The sequence below is a fragment of the Fimbriimonadaceae bacterium genome, from assembly GCA_023957775.1.
In the GTDB taxonomy this organism is placed as follows: domain Bacteria; phylum Armatimonadota; class Fimbriimonadia; order Fimbriimonadales; family Fimbriimonadaceae; genus JAMLGR01.
In genome coordinates, this window is the sequence record JAMLGR010000002.1 from 266,968 (window position 1) to 285,848 (window position 18,881).

Annotated in this window: 14 protein-coding genes; 10 read left to right on the top strand and 4 right to left on the bottom strand. The window is 66.2% G+C overall.

Annotated features, from left to right (window positions below; translation table 11 throughout):
• Positions 1–80: 80 nt before the first annotated feature.
• On the top strand, positions 81–1,736 hold the full coding sequence (locus M9921_02835; GenBank protein ID MCO5295769.1) for a formate--tetrahydrofolate ligase: 1,656 nt from the start codon (positions 81–83) through the stop codon (positions 1,734–1,736).
• A 66-nt stretch (positions 1,737–1,802) separates the two neighbouring features.
• A complete protein-coding gene (locus M9921_02840; protein MCO5295770.1) occupies positions 1,803–2,879 on the top strand; it encodes an alkene reductase in 1,077 nt (358 codons plus the stop codon).
• Here the strand turns inward: M9921_02840 and M9921_02845 are convergent.
• Complete coding sequence (locus M9921_02845) at positions 2,876–3,511, bottom strand: hypothetical protein (GenBank protein ID MCO5295771.1); 636 nt, start codon at positions 3,509–3,511, stop codon at positions 2,876–2,878. The two genes, M9921_02840 and M9921_02845, sit on opposite strands and share 4 nt — an antisense overlap.
• 130 nt (positions 3,512–3,641) lie before the next feature.
• Here M9921_02845 and M9921_02850 point away from each other — a divergent pair, with 130 nt between their 5' ends.
• From M9921_02850 to M9921_02865, 4 genes are all read left to right on the top strand, one after another.
• Positions 3,642–4,805, top strand: a complete 1,164-nt coding sequence (locus M9921_02850; GenBank protein ID MCO5295772.1) for a site-2 protease family protein — start codon at positions 3,642–3,644, stop codon at positions 4,803–4,805.
• 48 nt (positions 4,806–4,853) lie between these two features.
• The gene (locus M9921_02855) at positions 4,854–7,943 is read left to right on the top strand and encodes a DUF1553 domain-containing protein (GenBank protein MCO5295773.1); all 3,090 of its coding nucleotides are present in this window, start codon (positions 4,854–4,856) and stop codon (positions 7,941–7,943) included.
• Entirely contained in the window at positions 7,940–9,406 is a 1,467-nt protein-coding gene (locus M9921_02860) for a DUF1501 domain-containing protein (protein MCO5295774.1), read from the top strand. The genes M9921_02855 and M9921_02860 overlap by 4 nt, the downstream gene beginning before the upstream one ends.
• Positions 9,407–9,506: 100 nt before the next feature.
• Complete coding sequence (locus M9921_02865) at positions 9,507–9,890, top strand: isoprenylcysteine carboxylmethyltransferase family protein (protein ID MCO5295775.1); 384 nt, start codon at positions 9,507–9,509, stop codon at positions 9,888–9,890.
• Here M9921_02865 and M9921_02870 read toward each other — a convergent pair.
• Positions 9,867–12,266, bottom strand: coding sequence for a DUF2339 domain-containing protein (locus tag M9921_02870; GenBank protein ID MCO5295776.1), 2,400 nt, complete (start codon positions 12,264–12,266; stop codon positions 9,867–9,869). The two genes, M9921_02865 and M9921_02870, sit on opposite strands and share 24 nt — an antisense overlap.
• A 170-nt stretch (positions 12,267–12,436) precedes the next feature.
• On the opposite strand from M9921_02870, the gene M9921_02875 reads away from it, so the two are divergent.
• Positions 12,437–13,210 carry a PEP-CTERM sorting domain-containing protein gene (locus tag M9921_02875; protein MCO5295777.1) on the top strand — a complete coding sequence of 258 codons (774 nt, stop codon included), beginning with the start codon at positions 12,437–12,439 and terminating at the stop codon, positions 13,208–13,210.
• Complete coding sequence (locus M9921_02880) at positions 13,207–14,253, top strand: NAD(P)-dependent alcohol dehydrogenase (GenBank protein MCO5295778.1); 1,047 nt, start codon at positions 13,207–13,209, stop codon at positions 14,251–14,253. Before M9921_02875 ends, M9921_02880 begins: the two co-directional genes overlap by 4 nt.
• Positions 14,254–14,256: 3 nt before the next feature.
• Here M9921_02880 and M9921_02885 read toward each other — a convergent pair whose 3' ends face one another.
• Both M9921_02885 and M9921_02890 read right to left on the bottom strand, forming a co-directional pair.
• Entirely contained in the window at positions 14,257–16,458 is a 2,202-nt protein-coding gene (locus tag M9921_02885) for a M1 family metallopeptidase (protein MCO5295779.1), read from the bottom strand.
• Positions 16,459–16,473: 15 nt separating this feature from the next.
• Positions 16,474–18,069 carry a S8 family serine peptidase gene (locus tag M9921_02890; GenBank protein MCO5295780.1) on the bottom strand — a complete coding sequence of 532 codons (1,596 nt, stop codon included), beginning with the start codon at positions 18,067–18,069 and terminating at the stop codon, positions 16,474–16,476.
• Positions 18,070–18,151: 82 nt separating this feature from the next.
• On the opposite strand from M9921_02890, the gene M9921_02895 reads away from it, so the two are divergent.
• Together M9921_02895 and M9921_02900 are read left to right on the top strand one after the other, a co-directional pair.
• Positions 18,152–18,625, top strand: a complete 474-nt coding sequence (locus M9921_02895) for an Rrf2 family transcriptional regulator (GenBank protein ID MCO5295781.1) — start codon at positions 18,152–18,154, stop codon at positions 18,623–18,625.
• On the top strand, positions 18,625–18,879 hold the full coding sequence (locus M9921_02900; protein ID MCO5295782.1) for a ferredoxin family protein: 255 nt from the start codon (positions 18,625–18,627) through the stop codon (positions 18,877–18,879). Before M9921_02895 ends, M9921_02900 begins: the two co-directional genes overlap by 1 nt.
• Positions 18,880–18,881 lie beyond the last annotated feature (2 nt).

Sequence of the window (18,881 nt, forward strand, 5' to 3'; positions counted from 1 at the left end):
CCACGGACTCCGCAACCGCTCGGTGGGCGCCCACCGCCGAGACCCACGGTCCGATCTGGGCAGGAGATGAGCATTTCGCAATGAGCGCAACGTCACAAGCACCGACCAACCTCGACATCGCCCAACAAGCCACGCTTCGCGACATCCGCGACATCGCGGGGGAGGCGGGACTTGGCAAGGAGGACTACGAACCTCTTGGCTACCACAAGGCCAAGTTGACGACGGAGAAGGTGCGGTCCCTCGCGACCTCGGCCAAGACCGGCAAGCTGATCCTGGTCACGGCCGTCAGTCCCACACCCGCCGGCGAAGGCAAGACCACGGTGGTCGTCGGCCTCACCCAGGGGCTGCGGCGTTTGGAGCACTCGGCGATCTGCTCCCTCCGCGAGCCCGCGCTCGGTCCGATCTTCGGCATCAAGGGCGGGGCGTGCGGCGGCGGGTACAGCCAGGTGCTCCCGATGGAGGACATCAACCTGTTCTTTACAGGCGACTTTCCCGCGATCACCGCGGCGCACAACCTCCTGAGCGCGCTTCTGGACGCCCATCTGCACAACGGCAACGAACTGGGCATCGACCCGCGCGTCGAAATGTGGCCGCGCACGATCGACATGAACGACCGGGCTTTGCGCCACGTCGTGGTCGGGCTGGGCGGACGCAACAACGGCTATGCGCGCGAAGACGGTTTCGTCATCACACCGGCGAGCGAGATCATGGCGATCCTCTGCCTGTCGGAGTCGCTCGAGGACCTGAAGGAGCGGCTCGGGTCCATCGTCGTGGGCGTCACCCACAAGAAGTTGCCCATTTTTGCCCGCGACCTCCAGGCACACGGGGCGATGACGGCCCTGTTGCGGACCGCGATCCGGCCCAATCTCGTGCAGACGATGGAGGGCGGGGCGGCGCTCGTCCACGGCGGACCGTTCGGCAACATTGCCCACGGCTGCTCCTCGCTGGTCGCGACGCGCTCGGCGCTGGGATTGGCCGACTACACGATCACCGAGGCGGGATTCGGTTCGGACCTGGGCGCCGAGAAGTTCCTCAACATCGTCTGCCCGCGACTGGGCCGCGGCCCCGATGCGATCGTCCTGGTCGCGACCGTGCGCTCGGCGATGCACCATGGCGACGGCAGCCTGGAGGCCGGCGCCGCGAATCTGCTGCGACACATCCGCCACCTACGCCACTACGGACCGCCCATCGTGGTGGCGGTGAACCGACGGGCCGAAGACACGGACGACGAGATCCAGCGCCTGATCGATCTGTGCGAGGCCGAAGGCGTTCGCGCGGTGGCCGCCGACCCGTGGAACGGGGGCGGCGCCGGATGCGAGGCCCTCGGCAGGGCGGTCGTCGAGCTCGCGGACGAGCCCTCGACCTTCAAGCCGCTGTACCAAAGCGGGGACAACGCCGTGGACAAGCTCCAGGCGATCGTCAGCAAGGCGTACGGGGGAGCGGAGGTGGAGCTTTCGGACATCGCCAAGCGACACCTGGCCTGGGCCGAAAAGCACGGATTCGGCGGCTTCTCGATCTGCGTCGCGAAGACGCAGTACAGCCTCTCCGACGATCCCGAACGGCTGAACGCGCCCGAAGGGTTCACCGTCCACGTGCGCGACATCCACATCTCGGCCGGCTCTCGGTTCCTGGTGGCGATGTGCGGCGAAATCATGCTGATGCCCGGCCTGGGAAAGAGCCCCGCGGCCTTCCGCATCGATGTCGATGCCGACGGACAGATCACCGGCCTGTTCTGATCGTTGTCATCTGGCCCCGATGATCACCTTGATAAAGACAATATATCAGTGTATACTGATATAACCATGAACACCCTCTTCCAGCCTCTGCTCGTCGGTGGCCTCGAGCTGCCCAATCGACTCGCCATGGCGCCGATGACGCGCAGCCGCGCGAACGCCGACGGCACGCAAACGCCCATGGCTGTGGAGTACTACCGCCAGCGCGCGGACGCCGGCCTCCTCATCACGGAGGCCGTTGCCGTTTCCCACGAAGGGAGGGGTTACCCCAACATTCCCGGGCTCTGGATGCCCGAGCACGAGACGGTCTGGCGCGAGGTCGCGCGGGCCGTGCACGCATCGGGTGGACGGGTCTTCATGCAGCTCTTCCACACCGGGCGCATCGGACACAGCTCCCTGCTGCCAGGCCTGCCCCAAGGGCCCAGCGCCGTTGCTCCCGAGGGCAAGGTCATGGACGCCTCGTTCGCCATGCGCCCCTACGAAACCCCGGCTGCGATGGACGCGGCGGCCATTCGCAACGCGGTCGATGCGTTTCGGATCGCGGCGGGTCGCGCCGTCGCCTTAGGCATGGACGGTGTGGAGCTTCACGCGGCCAACGGCTACCTCATCGATCAGTTTTTGCGCGACGGCGCGAACCGGAGGGACGACGGCTACGGCGGCTCGATCGTGAAGCGCATGCGGTTCCTCGTCGAGGTGGTCGAGGCCGTCCGCACCGAGATCGGTTCGGACCGGATCGGCGTCCGCATCTCTCCGTGGAGCGGCTTCAACTCGATGGCCGACTCCGACCCCGATGCCCTCTTCCAGCAGGTCGCGCGCAAGCTGGACCTCATGGGCATCGCCTACCTCCACCTGATCGAGAAAGGCGAGTGGAACGAGGAACGCACCGAAGCGACCGACATGATTCGGACCGCCTTCTCGGGCCCGTTGATGGCCAACTCCGGTTACACGCCCCAGCGGGCCATCGAGGCGATCCGGGAGGGCCGCGCAGACCTCGTGAGCTTCGGCGTTCCGTATCTCGCCAACCCGGACCTTGTGTTTCGCGTGCTGCACGGAGAGGCGCTGAACCCAGCCAACTCGTCCACGTTCTACGGAGGAGGAGCCGAGGGATACCTCGACTATCCCATCCTGGAACCCGCGCGCCGCTAGGGCTTCCAGCGAAGGGTGGCGGCACCCTCTTCGGTGAAAGCCTTCACGTGCGTATCCGCGAAACCGACGTTGGTCTTCCCCTCGTGGCGGAAGACCAACCACTCGGGCCCTCCCGAGGCGTTGCGAAGCTGGGCATCGGCTTCGAACAGGAGCACCAGGTCGGAGGGTCCCCGAAGCCGCGCGCCCTCCAACTCGACCGGCAGCCCCGAAGCCCCCGAGTTCATCGCGTAGGACCAAGGCGACGTTGCGGACGGGCAACGGAACTCCCGTTCGGTGTACGGGAGCGTTGCCGTGCCCCAAGTGTCCGCGGGTGGCAATCGACGGTCGTGGTCCTCGGCGTACAAGGCCATGCCAATCCCCAGTTGCTTGATGTTGCTCAGGCAGGAGACCCGCTTGAAGGACTCCTTCTGGCTTGGCAATGCGCGTGCGGTAGCCCAGAGCGTCAGCCACCAGAAGGCGAGAAGCAAGAACGGCATGAACGGGGCGAGACTCGCGGGCGCGGCGCGTACGGAGAGCCAACCCAATCCCAAAGCCACCAAGACCATCGAAACGAGGAAGGGCGCGTACCACGGGTAGACGACGTCGCCCCACGTCAGCAGGAGGCCCAGACACAGCGGAACAGCCGAAACCAACGCCAGCGTCCAGTGATTCCACGTTGTCCAAGACCGATCGCCCGAACCCACACCCCATTCTCCGCCAATCGCCCCCACCGACAAACGACAAACGATAAACGACCAACGACGATCGTCCGTAGGAACGATCGTGGACGAACTCCAATCGGGCAACGCTCCAACCCCTCGCGCCGCATCGATGCGTTGGAGCGCCTCGATCGGGAAAGTGCTGGGCATCGACCTGCGCATTCACGCGGCGTTTCCGCTTCTTCTCGTATGGGCCGGCTGGACGGGCTACGCCCTCCGCTCGAGTTGGGCCGACGCCCGCGAAGCCGTGGTGTTCGTCCTGCTGCTGTTCGCCGTAGTCATCCTCCACGAGCTCGGACACGCGATGGCGGCGCGGCGCTACGGCATCGAGACGCGCGACATCACGATGCTCCCGATCGGGGGCTTGGCACGCCTCGAACGCATGCCCGAAGATCCCAAGCAGGAGTTGGTGATCGCACTTGCGGGTCCCGCGGTGAACGTGCTGCTCGCCGTTCCGCTCGCGGCGATCGTGATCCTGGGCGGGGCCTCGCTGGGGGCCAACCCCGAGCTCGTCGGCCAATGGTCGATCTGGGAGCGGCTGCTCGCCACGAACATCGTGCTCGCGGTGTTCAACATGGTCCCCGCGTTCCCCATGGACGGTGGGCGGGTGCTGCGCGCCCTGATGGCCATGCGCATGCCGTACGTGCAGGCTACCAACGTGGCGGCGGCGATCGGACAGGGATTCGCGATCCTCATGGGCTTCGCCGGGCTCGTCCTCAATCCGTTCCTCATTCTCATCGCCGTGTTCGTGTGGATCGGCGCAGCCCAGGAGGCGATGGGCGTTCGGTTCCGCGCGGCGTTTCAAGGGGTGCGAGTCAGCGACGTGATGGTGCGCTCGTTCCAGACTCTGAACGCCGATGCCCCCCTCGCCGAGGCAACCACCCTCTTGATGACCGGATTTCAAGCGGAGTTCCCCGTCATGGAAGAGGGACGCGTCGTGGGCTGCCTGACGAAGAACGACCTGGTGCGCGGGCTCTCCGAATCCGAGGGCCGCGGCACCGTCGCCCAATTCGCCACACGCGAGATCTGCCTCGCGCACGCCAGCGAACCGCTGATCGATGCCTTGAAGCGCCTCGACCAGGATGCGTGCCGCGTCATGCCCGTGGTGGATTTCGGGGGGACCCTCGTGGGGTTGCTCACACCGGACAACATCGCCGAGTTCCTGATGGTCCACTCCGCGGGTGCGAAACCCCTGCCGCAGAGCGACGATCCCCAGTGGCAGCTTTGACGGCCCGATCTGTTGGCGCATCGAAGCGATTCCCGGTAGATTGACACCATGAGGGTCCTGGGCGGGGCATCGACGAGCTTGCTCGCCGCGAGCGCGGTATGGCTGGTGGCGGCCGGGCTCACCGCCCCCCAAGCCACAAACCCTCCCAAGGTGAACTTCGGACGCGACGTGCTGCCCATCCTCTCGGACAAGTGCTTCAAGTGCCACGGCCCGGACGCGGGAAGCCGCATGGCGAACATGCGACTCGATACCCCTGAAGGGGCCTTCGCCGACCGAGGGGGCCGGTGGCCGATCGTCCCGGGCAAGCCCGAAGACAGCCTCGTGGTTCAGCGCATTACCAGCCACGACGCGCCCATGCCGCCAGTGGTCAGCGGCAAGACCCTCTCGAAAGAGGAGATCGACATCCTCACCCGCTGGATCGCCGAGGGCGCGCGGTACGGGAAGCTCTGGTCGTTCGAGCCCCTGCCGGCGGAGGTGCCCGTCCCCAAGGTGCAAAGCGCGTGGCCCCGCGACGACCTGGACCGCTTCGTGCTCGCGCGGCTGCAGCGGGAACAGCTCCAACCAAGCGGGGAGGCGTCCCGGCCGCGCTGGCTGCGGCGCGTGACGCTCGACCTCACCGGCCTGCCACCCACCGAAGCCGAGCTCGCCGCCTTTCGAGGGGATGCCCGGCCGGACGCCTACGAGCGCGTGGTGGACCGGCTCCTGGCAAGCCCCCACTTCGGCGAGCGGCTCGCGGTCGACTGGCTGGACGCCGCACGCTACGCCGACAGCTACGGCTACCAATCCGACCTGCTCATGCCGATGTGGCCTTACCGCGACTGGGTGGTGCAGGCCTTCAACGAGAACAAGCCGTACGACCAGTTTCTCGTGGAGCAACTGGCGGGCGACCTCCTCCCCGACGCGACCCGGGACCAGCGCCTGGCGACCGCGTTCAACCGGCTCCACCGCCAGTCCAACGAAGGTGGATCGATCGCGCTGGAATTCAAGACCGAGTACGCGGTGGACCGGGTGAGCACGTTCGGCACCGCGGTTCTGGGGCTCACCGTCGGCTGCGCGCGCTGTCACGACCACAAGTTCGATCCGATCACCCAGCGCGAGTTTTACGGCCTCTTCGCCTACTTCAACTCGATCAAGGAGTTCGGGCTCTTGCTGAGCTCGGAAATCGTGCCCACCCCGTCCCTTCTGCTTCCAACCGCCGCTCAGGAGGCTCGCCTGGCCGAGCTGCACGCCAACAGCGACGCCGCCGTGGCGGCGTTGCGCCAGGCCGAGAAGGAGCGCGCGCCGGGTGCGAAGGGCCCCTTGGACCTGCGGGCGCGCTTCGACCTGGATTCGACCGCCGACAAGTTCCTCAGCGACGACGGGAAGACCGTCGGCGCGAAGTTCGGCAAGCTGGAAACCGCCGAGGGAAGGCGGGGCAAGGGCGTCTTGTTCGACGGGGACGACGGGTTGGCGATCCGCGGGCTGCCGGGCAAGGAACGGTGGGACGCGTTCACCTGGTCGTTCTGGCTCGCCGATCCCCGCCAGCCCGAACCGGTGGTGGTCCTGCACCGAACCGGCGGCACGGACGTCGGGTTCTGCGGGTTCGACCTGCTGCTCGAGGACGGCCGGCTGACCGCACGCGTCATGCGCCACTGGCCGGGGAACGCCGTGGCCATCCGCACCCTGGCGCAGCTTCCCAAGGGGCAATGGACGCATGTCGCATGGACGTGGGATGGCAGCGGACGCGCGGACGGCTTGAAGCTGTACGTGGACGGCCGGCCGGCTCCCACCGAGGTGCTCGCCGATCGGCTCTGGAAGAAGATCAACGCATACGGCGACCTCGGGCCGGGCGGCGGTGATTGGACCTTCGGCACCCGGTTCCGCGATGCGGGGTTCAAGGGCGGGAAGGTGGACGAGATCGCCTTCGCGGACCGAGCGCTGCCGGCCGACTCGATCCTCTCGCTCTTCCAAGGAGACACCACGGGAGCGGCGATCGACCCCAAGGTCGAGGCTGCCCAAGCCGAAGTTCAGGAGTCCCAACGCGCCCTCGCCGAGTTCGAAGAGGGCATCCGCGAGATCTCGGTGATGGAGGAGGCCCAGCCCGAGATCCCCGCCTACGTGCTCGCCCGCGGGCGGTACGACGCGCCCCGCACCGAAGCGACGCGCGTCGAGCGCGGCGTCCCGGCGGTCCTGCCGCCGCTGGATCCCGAGGGTCCGAACAACCGGCTCGCCCTCGCGCGCTGGGCGACGCGGCCGAACCACCCCCTGACCTCCCGCGTGGCGGTCAACCGCATCTGGCAGATGCTGTTCGGCACCGGGCTGGTCGAAACGAGCGAGAACTTCGGCGTGCAGGGCTCCCGACCGACTCACCCCGAGCTCCTCGACTACCTGGCGCGCTGGTTCGTGGACTCCGGTTGGGACACCAAGGCGCTCGTGCGCAAGATCGTGCTCTCCGCCACGTATCGGCAAGACTCGACGCGCACGGCCGCACGTCAGGAGCGCGACCCCGACAACAAGCTGCTGGCCCGCGGTCCCAGCCACCGCCTGACCGGCGAGATGATGCGCGACACGGCCCTGGCCGCCGCGGGGCTGCTCAATCCGGCCGTCGGTGGCCCGCCGGTGAACCCTTACCAGCCCGCAGGCATCTGGCGGGAAAACAACGCGATGACCCCCGGCTTCGTGCAGAGCAAGGGGGCCGACCTGTATCGCCGGAGCCTCTACTCCACGTGGAAGCGCACGACGCCGGTGCCCAGCATGATGGCGTTCGACGCGACCTCTCGGGAGGCGTGCTCCATGCGCCGACCGCCCACGAACACGCCGATGCAGGCCCTCGTGCTGCTCAACGACGTGCAGTTCGTGGAGGCCGCGCGAGTCCTCGCCGAACACGTGCTCGCCCTCCCCGTTCCCGATGCGCAGCGCCTGCGAACGGCGTTCGTCCGGCTGGCGGGCCGCGAGCCGGACGCCAAGGAGCAGGCGATCCTCATGCAGACGCTGCAGGAACAGCGGCTTCAGTATCGGGCCGACGTCTCGGGGGCGGCGAAGCTCCTCGAGGTCGGCGACAAGCCCGCGGACTCCAAGCTGCGGCCCACCGAGGTCGCGGCGATGACGACGGTGGTGCAAATGGTGCTCAGCAGCGACGCGGTGGTGTGGAAACGATGAACGAATCGACCGCTCTGGGACTCACGCGGCGCGAGTTCTTCGGCCGCGCAGCGCGCGGCATCGGCGGCGTGGCGCTCGCCTCGATGTTGCCGGCGTGGGCGTTCGGCCAAGACCGCCAGCTCGGGCTCCACCATCCCGCCAAGGCCAAGCGCATCATCTACCTTTTCCAGGCGGGCGGGCCGGCACAGCAGGACCTGTTCGACTACAAGCCCTTGCTCAACAAGATGCACGGCCAGCCCCTTCCCCCCGAGATTCGCCAAGGGCAACGCCTCACAGCCATGAGCGCCAACCAGAGCGTGATCCCGCTCGCCGGTTCCCCGTTCAAATTCGAGCAGCATGGCGAAAGCGGCGCGTGGTTCAGCGAGCTGCTGCCCCACCTCTCGGGCGTTTCGGACGAGCTGTGCTTCGTCCGCTCCATGTTCACCGAAGCGATCAACCACGACCCCGCGATCACCTTCTTCCAGACGGGCAACGAACTCGCGGGCCGTCCCTCGTTCGGCTCCTGGCTCTCGTACGGGCTCGGCTCGATGAACGAGGACCTGCCCGCGTTCGTGGTGCTCGCGAGCGTCGGCAAGGGCGACCAGCCGCTGTACGCGCGGCTGTGGGGGAGCGGCTTCCTCGACTCGCGCTACGAGGGCGTCCGATTCCGCTCGGGCAAAGAGCCCGTGCTCTACCTCTCCAACCCCGACGGGATCTGCGGGTCCGGACGGCGGGCGATGCTGGACCGCCTAGGCGAGCTGAACCGCCACGAGTTCGAGAAGGAGCTCGATCCCGAGATCGAGAGCCGCATCGCGCAGTACGAGATGGCGTACCGCATGCAGACGAGCGTGCCCGAGGTCACCGATCTCAGCAAAGAGCCCGACGAGGTCTTCGAGCTGTACGGCGCAGACGCCCGACGCCCCGGCACCTACGCCGCAAACTGCCTGCTCGCCAGACGTTTGGCGCAGAAGGGCGTGCGGTTCATCCAGCTCTACCACCAAGGGTGGGACCAACACGGGTCGCTCGTGAGCGGGATCACCACCCAGTGCCGGGACACCGACCAGCCGACGGCCGCTTTGATCAAGGACCTGAAACGTCTCGGCATGCTGGAGGACACGTTGATCGTGTGGGGGGGCGAGTTCGGTCGCACCAGCTACTCGCAAGGTCCGCTCGATCCCCAGAGCTTCGGCCGCGACCACCATCCCCGGTGCTTCACGATCTTCATGGCAGGCGGAGGAGTGAAGGCCGGCACGGTGTATGGCAACACCGACGCGTATGGCTACAACATCGCCGACGCCGACGGCAACGCGATGCAGCCCACCAAGCACGAGTTCACCGACGGCGCGGTGCACGTTCACGATCTGCAGGCGACGCTGCTGTGGCTGCTGGGAGTGGACCACACCCGCCTCTCGTTCCCCTACCAGGGCCGCGACTTCCGGTTGACCGACGTGCACGGGCACGTCGTCAAAGCCCTGATGGCCTGACTTGGGAGGTAGGATTCTTCCCATCGCAACCTCCCAGGACTCCGCCGGAATACACTTCCCCCCTCCCTTCCTTTACGCGCTGGGCTTCGGGGCAGGGCTCTTGCTCAATCGCGAGTGGCCGTGGACCCTTGGCACCCATGCCCCCCTGCTGGGGTGGCTCCTCATCGCGATGGGCGTCGCCTTTGCCGGCACGGCCATCGTCACGTTTGCGCGCGTCGGAACGGCGATCATTCCCAACAGGCCCGCAACGCAAGTGGTGGGCGTGGGGCCCTATCGCCTCTCCCGGAATCCGATGTACGTCGGGCTCACGTCGGTCTACCTCGGTTTGGTGGCGTTGACCGGCGTCGTGTGGCCCCTGCTGTTCCTGCCCCTGGTGCTGTGGGTGCTCGTCGCGGCGGTCATCAACCGAGAGGAGCGCTACCTTGCCCAGAAGTTCGGCGCCCAGTACGAGGCGTACCGACTACGGGTGCGGCGCTGGCTTTAGCGGACCCTGGCCCTCTTCCAGCCGGTCCTGCAAGCGAATGTAGAGGTATCCGCCCCCGATCATCGCCACGCCGAGGCCCAAGGTAACCAGGAACCGCACGAGATCTCGCGAACTGGCGAGGTCGACCAAGACGAGTTTCAGCGAAGCGGCGGCCAGCGCCCCCAGGCCCACGTAGCGGATCTCGCGCACGCGCTTGGCAAACCCGATGCCCAGCAGGACAGCCCCGTAGGCCGTCCACGCGATCGTGACCGCGGAGAGCGGGGGCACGCCGATCGACGGGTCCGTCAGGAGCAGCACCACGAGGCGGCTGAAGGGAACGCCCAAGATCGCCGCGGCAAAGAACCGGCTTGCGCTTCGCAACCCGGGCTCGAACGCGCGGTCGAACGCCACGGCCCCCCACGTTCCCGCGGCGAGGAGCACGGTCATGGCGATGCCTTCGTTGAGGGCCGAGGGGAACGGCGATCCATCCATCGCCACGAGGCCGGCGAGCACCCAGAACAGCCCCGTCGGCGCCGCGAGGCCCGGCCAAGCCCTCCACCGCCCCACGGCGGTGCAGCACACCGAAGCCAACGTCGCGCCCAGCACGCTCGCGAAATGGGGCTCGAACGCCAGAGACGACTTGGACAAAGCGACGAGCACGAACCGCCAAAGCAAGACGCCAAGGGCCGCGCCAGCGACCCCCGCCAGCATCGGCCGCCCCTTCTCCGTCGTGCCCCACAGTGCGACGGTGCAGGCGATCGCCGAGCCCGCGAGACCGACGACCAGCCCCAACTCCCAACCCAGGAAGACGGTTCGATCCACAAGGTCGGAGGCGTACACCGCAAGGGCGATGCACCAAAGCAGCGCCCCGAGGATGGCCGGGCTGCGCCACCGGGTCTGCACCGAAAGGGCGCCGAGCACCGAGGTCGCAAGAGCCATGCCCCAAAGGGCGCCCGAGAGCTCGTTGACCGCCCCAAGCTGGCGGCTCATGCCGAGGGTCACGATGCGGATGAGCATCGGCGCGAGCACCAGCGCCCCGACCATCACCTGGACCTCCGGGTCCTTCCAAGCCCGGATCGTCGCAGCGGTCGCCAACGTCCCTCCCACCAGCAACGCACCCAGCATTCCGGTCTCGCTGGTCCACAAGATGGGGCCCAGGATTCCCAAGAGGACGAGGGACGCCACGCCGAGCACGAAGACGACGCCCGACAAGGCGGACGCCGTGCGATCCCAGCGGAACCGGGAAACGGCCGCCAACACCGCGGCGAGAGCCGCAAACACGTAGGGCCGCTGTGCCGCCTCGAACCCCCAAGGCGCGATCACGAACGGAATGGCTGCCCCCGTGACGAGCAAAGGCAGGGCGATGGGGCGCTCTCCGAAGGAGCGCGAAAGCAGCACGACGGCGATGCCGAACGCGGTCACGTGGGCGGTTCCCTCGAGTCCGTTTCGCGCCAGCAGGGCCATCATCGCTGCGCCGGCCAGAAGGATGCACCCGAGCGCGCCCTGAGGGTCCTCAGCGGGTCGGTGCGTGCGCGCGTAGGCGAACGCCGCCAACAAAGCCGTGCCTTCCAGCGAAAGCGCCCGTAACCACTCGTGGTGCGAGTATGTCTGGGCAGGAAGCAAGACGGCGAACGCCAGAACGAACAGCGCCGACGCTTCCCGGAACCAGTTCTGCCGGATCACGATGATCGCCGAAGGAATGAGAATGAGCGCGTGCAGCCCCAGGTGGAGCACGATCTTGCCCTCTTGCATCGGCAACAACGCGCCGGCGAACCCGCCCAAGATGCCGATGATGAAGAACGCGTGGGATGCGCGCCAGCCGCTGTAGGCGAGGTTGACGAGACTGAGTCCCATGAACAAGGAGACCAGCGCCTCGCCCTCGTACAGGTGTTGCGCGAGGTGGCCCGCGGCGAAGGTGATGTACAAACCGCACGAACCGATGCCCGTCAGGAGCTGCCCGAACTCCTCGCGCTCGTCGCGCTTGATCTGACCCACGACGATGAACGCCGCGCACAGGGTCACCCCACCCCAAAAGATCATCCACGGCGTGATGAACCCGTGTTGGAAGGCGAGGTTCACCCCGTAGCCGATCGCGAGGATGGTGACGAGCGCCCCCGCCCAAGGCAAGAGTCTGCCTCCGACCTGATACTCGGCGTCGGCCGCACTCTGTGGCTCGGCAGTCGTGGACGGCTGGAGACGGGGTTGGCCGGTCGCGGTGCCCCAGGCGCCCACCTGGACCGGCGGACTCTGCGAGGCTTGGACGTCCGGCGACGCCTGAGTGACCACCGGCGGAGGCGGAGGAAGGTGTCGCACGATCCCGAGCCGCATCTCGATCCGAAGCAACCGGCTTTCAAAGGCCTCCAGCCGGCGAACCAGCTCTTCTTCGTTTTCGGTCATGGCCTCACTGCAAGGACGCGGGGCCCCGACCTGGGGTTGCGTGAGCTCGGGTCCCCGGTAGTAGGTACGTCGGGGAAAAGGTGGACGACAAAACAAGTCGTCCCACATAGGCGGGTTGGCTCTTACACTCCCAAGGTGGGTGGACTCTGCCGCCCCTGAAGGGAGGAATCATGTTCGGTTCAAAGCGCATTCTCGTCGGCTTCGCGGCCCTTTGCCTGGGCGCACCCCTAACACAAGCTCAAATAGCCATCGGCTCGACCTTCCGCCTCGGGGTTTACGCCGATGCGAACCAGAACGATGGTTCGGTCCACACCGACGTCTTCCTCGACCAACAGACAGGGACGCTCAACGCGTACGCCCACAGTCTTTCGGTGACGGACTTCGATGCGGTGAACGCAGGACGAAGCCTGACCGTGACCTCCTCGGCAAGTGCGAACTGGGTGAACGCGGGCCAGGGTTCCGTCGCATGGCGGGGCATGGGTTGGGTCCACAACACGGTCACCAGCAGCGGCGCCAAACTGAACGGGTTCGTCCTACCCGGCCCCGTCTGGAGCTACACGTTCCAGGCAACGAGCGATGGCTTCTTCACCATGCATTACAACGTCCGTGGGTCGGGCAATCTCTTCGGGTTGCTGGGAGCCGAGATCCAATGGTCGGGACCGGGGGGCGGCCTCGACCTGACCAACTCCTACGACCCCAACGCGAACGGCGACTTCGTGCGCGCAGTGACCTCGGGGACACAGTACACCGTAGGTGTCTTCAACATGGGCAACATCTTCACCAGTCCGATCCCGCGAAACGACTTCGGGGCGATGGATGCGGATTTTGACTGGGCGCTCACCCCCGTGCCCGAACCTTCGACGACGGCCGTCGTCCTCGCCTGTGCCGCCATGTCGCGCCGAAGGCGCCGGCGTCAGGCCCCTAGTAGACTCATGCTTCTATGAGTCTGAAAACCGCAGCCTACGCAGTCCACTCCGAGACCACGCCTTTGACCCCCTGGAGCCTTGAGCGCCGTGAGCCAGGCCCGGACGACGTCCTGATCGACATCCACTATTGCGGCGTTTGCCACACCGACATCCACTTCGCCCGCGGCGAGTGGGGCAACTCGGTCTATCCCATGGTGCCCGGCCACGAGATCGTCGGCAAGGTCGCCCGCGTCGGGCCCAACGCGACCAAGTGGACCGTCGGCGACACCGTCGGCGTCGGCTGTTTTGTCGATTCCTGCCGCTCGTGCGCTCCGTGCAAGGCCGGAGAAGAGCAGTACTGCGAGACGGGAGCGACGTTCACTTACAACGCACCCGAGAAAGACGGCTCGGGGACGACTTACGGCGGGTACTCCACGCAGATCGTCGTCGACGAGAACTACGTGGTCCGTGTGCCGGACTCGCTCCCGCTCGACGCGGCCGCCCCCCTACTTTGCGCCGGCATCACGACCTACTCCCCCCTCCGCCACTTCGGGGTGAAGGCGGGCACGAGGGTCGGCATCGTCGGTTTGGGCGGCCTTGGCCACATGGGCGTCAAACTCGCCAAGGCGATGGGGGCGCATGTGACCGTGCTCAGCCACTCGCCCGGCAAGGAGCAGGACGCCCTGCGCCTCGGCGCCGACGCTTTCCTTGCCACGAAGGACGAGACGGTCTTCGAGACCCACGCCGGGAAGTTCGACTTCTTGCTCAATACGGTCTCGGCCGCACACGATCTGAATCCCTACCTGGGCCTGCTGACCCTGGACGGGCGCATGGTGCTGGTCGGGCTCCCGGACCCCACACCGGTCGCGGCGTTCCCGCTGGTCTTTCGGCGCCGATCGCTCAGCGGTTCCCTGATCGGAGGAATCCGCGAGACGCAGGAGATGCTCGACTTCTGCGCCGAGAAGGGCATCGCGTGCGACATCGAGGTCATTCCGATGTCGGGCATCAACGAGGCGTACGAGCGCATGCTGAAGAGCGACGTGCGCTACCGCTTCGTCATCGACATGGCCAGCCTCAAGTAGCTTCTAGGGGATCCCAAGCGCGCTGTCGGCGGCGCGCTTGATTCTTCCCCTTCGGTCCGGGATGCTTTGGGCCTTCTTGAACACGTCGGCATTGCCCGCCTTGTCCCAATTCGCCAGTGCGTTGATCGCGCTGATCACCACTCCGATCGGGGCCTGGTCGTTGATCAGCGAGCGCAGCTTCTGCGTGGTCGCCGGATCCTGGGGAAGCTTGGCGAGCGCCTGCACCGCGGTCGCCTGCCGGTCCATGTTCGGATTGTCGAGCTGGCCCATCCAGAAGCTCCTCAGGGAGGGGTCCGCCAGATTCACGAGCGCGTTGAGGTTTCGGAAGACCAGCGCCCGCGGGTCTCTATCGGCCGCAACCTCCTTCGTGATCACGCTCAGCGTCTCCGCCGAGGGGGATCCGCCCTGAAGCATCATGCCCATGGCGACCTGCCGGTCGGGCGCGTTCGTGGAACTGGTGAGGATCAAGGGCAGCTCCTGCGGGGTCCAGTGTAGGGTTGGGATGTCGCACAGGAAGTCGTGGTTCGGGTCGAGAACGACCGCGAGCGCACGCGAGGGCGAGGGGATTTCAAACGTCTCCTCCGCCTTGGACAAGTGGATCGGAGCGATCTGGAAGCCCGTGGAGGCAAGACCAGCGCGTACGTAACCGACCTTTGCATCGATCGCATAGATCGGAGTGCCGTTCGACGTGTCTTGCGTCTGCTTCACCGTTAGAAGGATCTTCCCAGGTCCCGACTCGGCGCCGTCGGGCTTCCACGTCCACGTGTAGTCGAGCACGGGGTGCCCGGGCTTGAGAATCCACTGCTCCCAGAACGGCTCGAGGTTGATCCCTGTCGCTTCGGTCATCGCCAGTCGGAGCTGCGAATTCTCGACCGGCGTGTGCTGCCACTTTTCGAGATAGAGCTTGATGCCCGCGAAGAAGTTCTCGTCCCCGAGCCACCGGCGCAGGGTGTGGAGGATCGCGCCACCCTTCGGGTAGGTGTGGGAGTCGAACATCGCGTCGTCGTTCGGATACATATGCGTGCTGAGGGGACGCTGGTAGCGGCGCGCTTCGCGCAGGTAACTGTTGATCGCGCCGTCCACCTCCCACTGGTAGCCCGTCTCGCCGCGGCTGTGTTCGAAATAGATGAGCTGCATGAACGTCGCGAAGCTCTCGTTGAGCCAAATGTCGCCCCAGAAACGGCAGGTGACGAGATCGCCGAACCACTGGTGGCCCAACTCGTGCGAGTTCACGCTGTCCATGTCGAAGTACCCGGCGCGCGCCTCGGTGAGGGCTCCCTCCCCCAAGGTAGTGGCGGACACGTTCTCCATGCCCCCGCCAAAATCGAACATCGCGTTCTGCGCGTACTTCGGCCAGGCGTATTTGAACCCGACGGTCTTGGAGAAGAACGAGAGCATGTCCTTCGTGTGCCCAAACGAGTCGTCGATGTACGCCCCCTGCCCCTTGGGCACCACGTACCACAGGTCCACACCCTCCCACGCGTCGCGCTTGATGTCGAACGGTCCGCCGACCAGGCTCAGCAGGTAGGTGGCGTGCGGCTGGGTCATCTTCCAGTCGAATGTCTTTCGCGTCTTGTCGGCGCTCAGCGTGGTGCCGACGAGGACCCCGTTGCCCACGACGGTCCAATCCGAGGGCACCGTCGTCCGCGTTTCCGTGGTGGCGAAGTCGTTCGGGTAGTCCCACAGAGGAACCCACTCGCTGTTGAACCCGGTCTCGCCCTGGGTCCAGAAGCCGACGTGGTTCGGATTGGCCTCCTGCGCCTGGATCCAGTGCCACCCGCCTCCGCCCGCCCCAAACGTGCGGCCGCGCGCGTTCTCTTCGGTGTACTCGATCGCGATCTGGATCGGCTTGCCCTTCGTGAGGGGTCGCGTCGCGATGTGAAGGTCCTTGCCGTCCCGCGTGTACTTGGCTGCGGCACCGTCGACCGTGAGCTTCGAGATCTCGATTCCCCCGCCCGCCATCAGGACCACTTCGGTGATGCCGTTGCGGAGGGGGCTCATCGTGAGCGCGACCTTTCCCGCGATCTTCTTGTTCGGGTAGTCCACATCGATGTCCACGACGACGTTTTGGAGGTCGCAGGTCCGGTCCGGTGCGTAGTGAAGCGATGCGGCGGGCGGAGCGAAGGGGTTTTGCTGCCCCCGTTGCTGCGCGTGAAGGGGCGCCGAGGCGACGAGGAGAAGGGCGAGGAGAAGCGACGCTTTCATGATGTAATTGCGACGCTACCCCAGATGCGGGTTCACCAAGCGATTTTGAGACTCTCGTCCCGCCTCCCTCGCCTTTCGCACGGCGGCCAGCGCCTGAACCAGGCCCGCGCCGTGCAGAACGTCTCGCCCAGACGCACCCATGTCCTTGCACGTCTCCTCGAGGATGCGCTTCACCTGCCAGGTGTTCAGCTCCTTGTTCATTGAAAACAGAAGGGCCGCCACGCCGGCGGTATGCGGTCCCGCAAACGAGTTCCCTTGGGGCCCCAAGAGCAGCGCATCGCCCTTCGCGCCTTTGAACAGGACCTTCCACTGCGGCCGAGCCTCGCTCGCAAGGTTCCAGCAAGCGAAGCCACCGGCTGGGGCGGAGAGATCGGGCTTCACGAGAGGCTTCTCCGCTGGGTAGTCGTCGTAGAACTTCACACCCGACCACGTGACTGGCCCCTTGCTGCTGAACGCGGGACGCGATCCGTCTTCGACGGTGCCCGCAGCGGCGACCACGCAGGGGATGTCCTTGGGGATCGTGATCTGCTTTCCCTCCGGCGCGCTGTTGGCGAAGTTGCCCGCGCCGCCGCAAAGCAGCACGCCGGCCGCGGACATGTGCTCGGCGGCCAATCGGTACACCCCGCGGTAGTTTCCAATCTCGATGTTCACGAACATGTAGCTCATCGAGAACACGTCGGCGCCGTTGGCCAGCGCGTACTCGAACCCGCCCAGGTAGCCCATCCCGTTCACGAGCATCAGCCGAGCCCGAGGCGCGACGCCGGTCACCAAGGGCTTCTCGGCGGTCGGCCGCCCCGCAACGATCGCGCTGCACATGGTTCCGTGCCCAACACCCGCGTTGCCCAACACGAGCCCAGACTGCTCGCCCGCATCCCAGCCGAACACGTCGTCCACATAGCCGTTGCCGTCGTCGTCCTTGCCGTTCAAGGTCTCCTTCGGATTGCGCCACAACGCGGGTTCGAGGGCGGGAATGTCGAAAATGCCCGCGTCGTTGACGGCGACCACGGTGCCTTTTCCAGTGATGCCCTGGGCCCAGACCTGGTCCGCCTGGATCTGCTTGAGGTCCCAGGGGACCTCGAGCCCCTTGCCGCTGAAGGGTGTATTGGAGTCGTCCTTCCACGCGGCCAGCATCGCCTCCATCGCGCGCTTGCGGGTAGCGTCCACGCCGGCGCTCTTGGCCCGCCGCCGGTGCTGGCGTATGCCCGCAGGCCCCGACTGCAGGTAGACAAACGAAACGTCGTCTCGCTTCGCCAGCGCTTGACACGCCTCGGCGCTGGCATCGCACGCAAAGCCGTTGACGATCCAGAAGCGCCGGACGTTCTGAAGCCCCTTTCTCGTCTCCCACTCGCTGACGAACGACTTGATGCCGACCCAAGAGGCGTCGGCGTTCTTGTGCAGGGTGCGCAACACGAGCCCGCGCACCTCCGAACGGGGGTCCTTCTCATGGTCGGCGCAGAACCGCTCGTAATCGCCGCCCTTCTTGAAGAGCTGCGCCTCCATCCGAACGAAGACGGGCTGCATGCCGGTGGCGCCTGCCAACCCCGTGTCCAACTTGCCCGAGGGCCCCGCGCCAAGAGAACACAATCCGAGCCACAGGAGGAGCAGTTGCATGGAGGAGGGATTACCTCATCGCCGGCAGCCGAATCGCGTTCAATAACATGATATTGAAAATCATGTATAATTCACTCATCTTATGAGACTCAACGCTCAAACCGATTACTCGCTGCGAATTCTCATGTATCTGGCCACGAAGCAGGGCGAAATCGCCACGATCCAAGAGGTCTCGACCCGGCTGAAGCTCTCCCAATCACACCTGATGCGCATCGCGGCCAAGCTGGCGTCCACCGGGCTGGTCGAAACGACCCGCGGGCGGTCGGGCGGACTGGTCTTGGGGAAGGACGCCACCCGCATCACGGTCGAGGAGGTGCTTCGCGCGATCGAGCCGGACTTTGCGCTCGTCGAGTGCTTCAAGCCCTCCGAGGGGGGATGCACCGTGGAGCCTGCGTGCCGGTTGAAGGGCGTGCTCGGCAAGGCCCTCAAAGCGTTCTTCGACGAGTTGCGGGACGTGACGCTTGCGGACCTCACCCAGCCAAATCGGGCACGGCTCGCCGACATCTTCTGGCTGTCCCCCCGGACGGGCGACCAACCCATGGGAGGTCTCCACTGATGCCCTATGTGATCACCGAGCCCTGCTGCGGCGTGAAAGACAAGTCGTGCATGACGGTGTGCCCCGTGGATTGCATCTACGAGGCCGACGACATGCTCTTCATCCACCCCGACGAGTGCATCGATTGCGGGCTGTGCGAGCCCGAGTGCCCCGTCACCGCCATCTTCACCGAAGACGACGTGCCGCCCAATTGGCGCCATTACATCGAGATGAACGCCACCGAAGCGCGACGAATCGCCAGTTCGAATGACTGATA

Bases quoted from the DNA above. Each gene is read 5' to 3' on its own strand.
- M9921_02835 (MCO5295769.1), top strand. From the start codon at position 81: ATGAGCGCAACGTCACAAGCACCGACCAACCTCGACATCGCCCAACAA.
- M9921_02840 (MCO5295770.1), top strand. From the start codon at position 1,803: ATGAACACCCTCTTCCAGCCTCTGCTCGTCGGTGGCCTCGAGCTGCCC.
- M9921_02855 (MCO5295773.1), top strand. From the start codon at position 4,854: ATGAGGGTCCTGGGCGGGGCATCGACGAGCTTGCTCGCCGCGAGCGCG.
- M9921_02860 (MCO5295774.1), top strand. From the start codon at position 7,940: ATGAACGAATCGACCGCTCTGGGACTCACGCGGCGCGAGTTCTTCGGC.
- M9921_02870 (MCO5295776.1), bottom strand. From the start codon at position 12,266: ATGACCGAAAACGAAGAAGAGCTGGTTCGCCGGCTGGAGGCCTTTGAA.
- M9921_02875 (MCO5295777.1), top strand. From the start codon at position 12,437: ATGTTCGGTTCAAAGCGCATTCTCGTCGGCTTCGCGGCCCTTTGCCTG.
- M9921_02880 (MCO5295778.1), top strand. From the start codon at position 13,207: ATGAGTCTGAAAACCGCAGCCTACGCAGTCCACTCCGAGACCACGCCT.
- M9921_02885 (MCO5295779.1), bottom strand. From the start codon at position 16,458: ATGAAAGCGTCGCTTCTCCTCGCCCTTCTCCTCGTCGCCTCGGCGCCC.
- M9921_02890 (MCO5295780.1), bottom strand. From the start codon at position 18,069: ATGCAACTGCTCCTCCTGTGGCTCGGATTGTGTTCTCTTGGCGCGGGG.
- M9921_02895 (MCO5295781.1), top strand. From the start codon at position 18,152: ATGAGACTCAACGCTCAAACCGATTACTCGCTGCGAATTCTCATGTAT.
- M9921_02900 (MCO5295782.1), top strand. From the start codon at position 18,625: ATGCCCTATGTGATCACCGAGCCCTGCTGCGGCGTGAAAGACAAGTCG.